Origin of the sequence: Exiguobacterium sp. 8H, assembly GCF_902506255.1 — a bacterium.
Classification (GTDB): domain Bacteria; phylum Bacillota; class Bacilli; order Exiguobacteriales; family Exiguobacteriaceae; genus Exiguobacterium; species Exiguobacterium profundum.
In genome coordinates this window covers 1-3,157 of sequence record NZ_LR733464.1, presented here as the reverse complement: position 1 = coordinate 3,157, position 3,157 = coordinate 1, and the positions used below count along the sequence as shown (strand labels likewise).

The following is a 3,157-nucleotide window of genomic DNA, read 5'->3' as shown; positions in this document are numbered from 1 at the left end:
ACATCACCGTCATATAAAGTCATTAGTATTTCAAACGTTCACCGTATACATTTCGATGTCGAAATGTATACGGTGAACGTTTACAGGTGATTATACGTATACAAAAATAAAATTTGATTGTATACATTTTTAATCAAAATATATTGACGTCTTTACTGTTTTTATGTTGTAAGAAAAACGAGATTATGACATGATATGAGAGGGAAAGGGGAGAGAAGATGAACATACTCACGTTTTACATATCGAAAGGTGGATCAGGCAAAACGACCTGTTCATTGAATATGGCTTACACATTGGGCGAGCTGGGGCAACGAGTCCTGATTATTGATTTAGATCCTCAAGGCTCACTCAGTAAGCTGATGTTAAAAGAATCCGACACAATCAAGTACATGACAATGTTTGATGTGCATACACGTAATCTCGATATCAAAGAAGTCTTGTTTGACGACGAAACGTATCATGTGAGTCTCCTCCCTTCGAATGAACGAAATGCCCGGTTGATCAATCTGATCTCAGAACAAGATAAGCTCTTTCTATTAAAAGATATGATTGCACCACTAGAGGATGAGTTTGATTGGATCATCTTAGATTCGGTCCCGTCAATCAACGAACTTTCAAAAATCGTACTTTCGACTTCAAATATGACAGTCATCCCGTTCATGCCTAAAAAACTCGTTTTCGATCAGCTTGCGAGTACAATTCGAACTGTGCAAAAAGTGAAAAAGTTCTATAATTCAGATCTCGTTATTACAGGCATTCTACCTGTCGCCATGGATGCTTCTTTAAAAGCAGATAAAGAGTACTATGAAGCAATGAAAGCAATCGCAAAGGAGGAAGGATTAGAGATTCTTCCGATAATCAAGCGATCTACCTTCATTGAGAAAGCTGCCGAAAGTGGAAAGAGTGTCATCCAATACCGCTCCAAGGAATCGAAGATGCTTGCTGAACCATTTCAACTATTGGCCAAACAAGTCGTCGAACAAGCAGGTGAATTATCATGAAAGCACGTAATCGAAACATTCATAAAATCAAACCAAGTAAACAGCATCCTTATCAGAGCGGACTAACGAATATAAGCTCACTCGTCCAAAAACTTCCGGTATCAAAAGACGTGGAGGACCTCGTTCATGAGATCAATGAGCTCTCAAGAGTTCAAACGATTTCTGTATTTGAAATCGGGAAACGTCTCGTCATCGCTCGTTCCGAGATGCATGACAAAAAAGAATGGATCGGGTTCCTTGAAGCTGTATCGATGTCGAGTTCTCTTGCATCCCGGTATATCAAAGCCTATGAGACGTTACATCGACTTGAAGCATCACTTGCGAGCCTACCGGCTTCTAAACTGTTTGAACTGATGTATCTCGACAATGTCGAGGAAGTCGTTGAACAAGGACTCTATATTGACGGAGAGTCGCGAAGCGTTGACGAGTTGACAGTCAAACAGATACGCGAGGCCCGTAAAAGCCGTGAAGCCGTACAACAGGTCAAAGTCAGCCCGTTTCAGAAAACAAAGAGACTATCTGCCGTTCTTTCAGCACGAATCCCGTCCGACCTGTCCAATCAATTTCAACAGTATGCGCATGCTCAGAATAGGAGTGTGAGTGAGCTACTGACGGAAATCATTGAGCGGACCGTAAACGACAACATCATTTACGAGAAGCGAGGAGACGAATCATGAAGAAAATCGCACTGTACAATCGAAAGGGTGGGGTCGGTAAATCGACGACGACCATCAATTTGGCTCATGCCTATGCACGTGACGGATTACGTGTCCTCGTCATCGATGCGGACGACCAGGCTTCTTCTACAAACGGATTAGGTCTAACTAACGACTATGAAGGAAAAGTATTATTAGATTGCTTACTGGAAGAGAATGACCCATTCTACACTCCAATCGAACAAGTCATTGTGACATGTCAGTATGAGATGGGGACTATTTATCTCATACCAACTAGACGCTCGGCTTCACCGACTGACCTGACAAGCCAAATCGGTTATGAGTATCGTCTCAGTGAAGAACTTGCTAAAATCGATGAGTTGTTTGATATTTGTCTAATCGACTGTCCAGGATCGACTTCAGCCCTCAACCCATATGCGCGCTGCGCACTAGTTGCCCAAGATCGGATTGTGATGCCTGTGCAGATGCAGAAATTCTCAATGGACGCGGTCTACTCTGTACCAGAAGAACTTGAAGAGATGAAACGCTTCAGAGAAGACATCCATATTGCAGCATTCATTCCGACGATGGTAAGCGCACGCTCGAAGGGTGATGTTACGACAGTTAAAGAACTCGGAGAATTTGGGAAAGAAGTCAGGATTCCAGTGTTAACGACAATCCCTTACGCAGTAAAAGTTCAAACACTACAACGAGATTCTCGACCCGTTATTGACCATAAGAGTCCAGCAACTAATGCCTATCTACAACTTGCTCAGGAGGTCCTATCGTTATGAGTCACAACCGAAAGAAACATACACCTAAAATTTCAACATTCAGTGCCAACCTTCCAGTGAATCAGAATCAGCAAACAACAGATAGCCGTATAGAACAAGTTGAAGCTGTGAAAGAGTTCTCTGTGACTACGATTGTATCGAATCCCTATCAATCTCTTCCAGCGACAGGATTGTCGCGTATTATTACAAAACAGTTGCCTGAGGATATGGATGATATTGTTCAATACTACAATCATATTGATGCTATTCAAGCGACTAGTTTTGTTGAAAAATGTCGTATACTTGCTCATGCAAACAACTTATTCCGTGACCCGGAAACAAAAAGAGAGTTCCAAAAAGAACAAGGAACCTGGAAAGATTTTCTGAACAAGATTGGAATGTCGCACGCCCAAGTCAATCGATTTGTTTCGTTTTGGAATATATTCGGACCAAACATTCTGGAGAAAACTATAGAGCAAAACTTCAGTGCGACAAAACTTGCAGAACTTTTATCTTGGCCAGAAAATCCAAAGTCAGCACTTCTAGAAAATAAGAAATATTCAACAGAAAATGGAAGTAAGACGGTGTATGAAATGACTCGAGAAGAACTTCGAGAGGTGAAGCGTCGATTAATCAGTAGAAATAATAAAGAAGTGCAAGTAATAAAAAAACAGAGTAAAGCAAAGAAATTAGAGATTTTTTTCTCTGATTTAATGGAACCTTTATA

4 protein-coding genes are annotated in these 3,157 nt (G+C 41.1%); all 4 read left to right on the top strand.

The window, feature by feature from the left end:
- Window positions 1-218 precede the first annotated feature (218 nt).
- A complete protein-coding gene (locus GVY43_RS15855) occupies window positions 219-1,001 on the top strand; it encodes a ParA family protein (RefSeq protein WP_159565599.1) in 783 nt (260 codons plus the stop codon).
- Complete coding sequence (locus GVY43_RS15850) at window positions 998-1,678, top strand: hypothetical protein (protein WP_159563827.1); 681 nt, start codon at window positions 998-1,000, stop codon at window positions 1,676-1,678. Before GVY43_RS15855 ends, GVY43_RS15850 begins: the two co-directional genes overlap by 4 nt.
- Window positions 1,675-2,451 carry a ParA family protein gene (locus GVY43_RS15845; protein ID WP_159563826.1) on the top strand — a complete coding sequence of 259 codons (777 nt, stop codon included), beginning with the start codon at window positions 1,675-1,677 and terminating at the stop codon, window positions 2,449-2,451. The genes GVY43_RS15850 and GVY43_RS15845 overlap by 4 nt, the downstream gene beginning before the upstream one ends.
- The coding region (locus GVY43_RS15840; RefSeq protein WP_159563825.1) for a hypothetical protein at window positions 2,448-3,157 on the top strand (710 nt) is incomplete at its 3' end. The genes GVY43_RS15845 and GVY43_RS15840, both read left to right, overlap by 4 nt.

Bases quoted from the DNA above. Each gene is read 5' to 3' on its own strand.
- GVY43_RS15855 (WP_159565599.1), top strand. From the start codon at position 219: ATGAACATACTCACGTTTTACATATCGAAAGGTGGATCAGGCAAAACG.
- GVY43_RS15850 (WP_159563827.1), top strand. From the start codon at position 998: ATGAAAGCACGTAATCGAAACATTCATAAAATCAAACCAAGTAAACAG.
- GVY43_RS15845 (WP_159563826.1), top strand. From the start codon at position 1,675: ATGAAGAAAATCGCACTGTACAATCGAAAGGGTGGGGTCGGTAAATCG.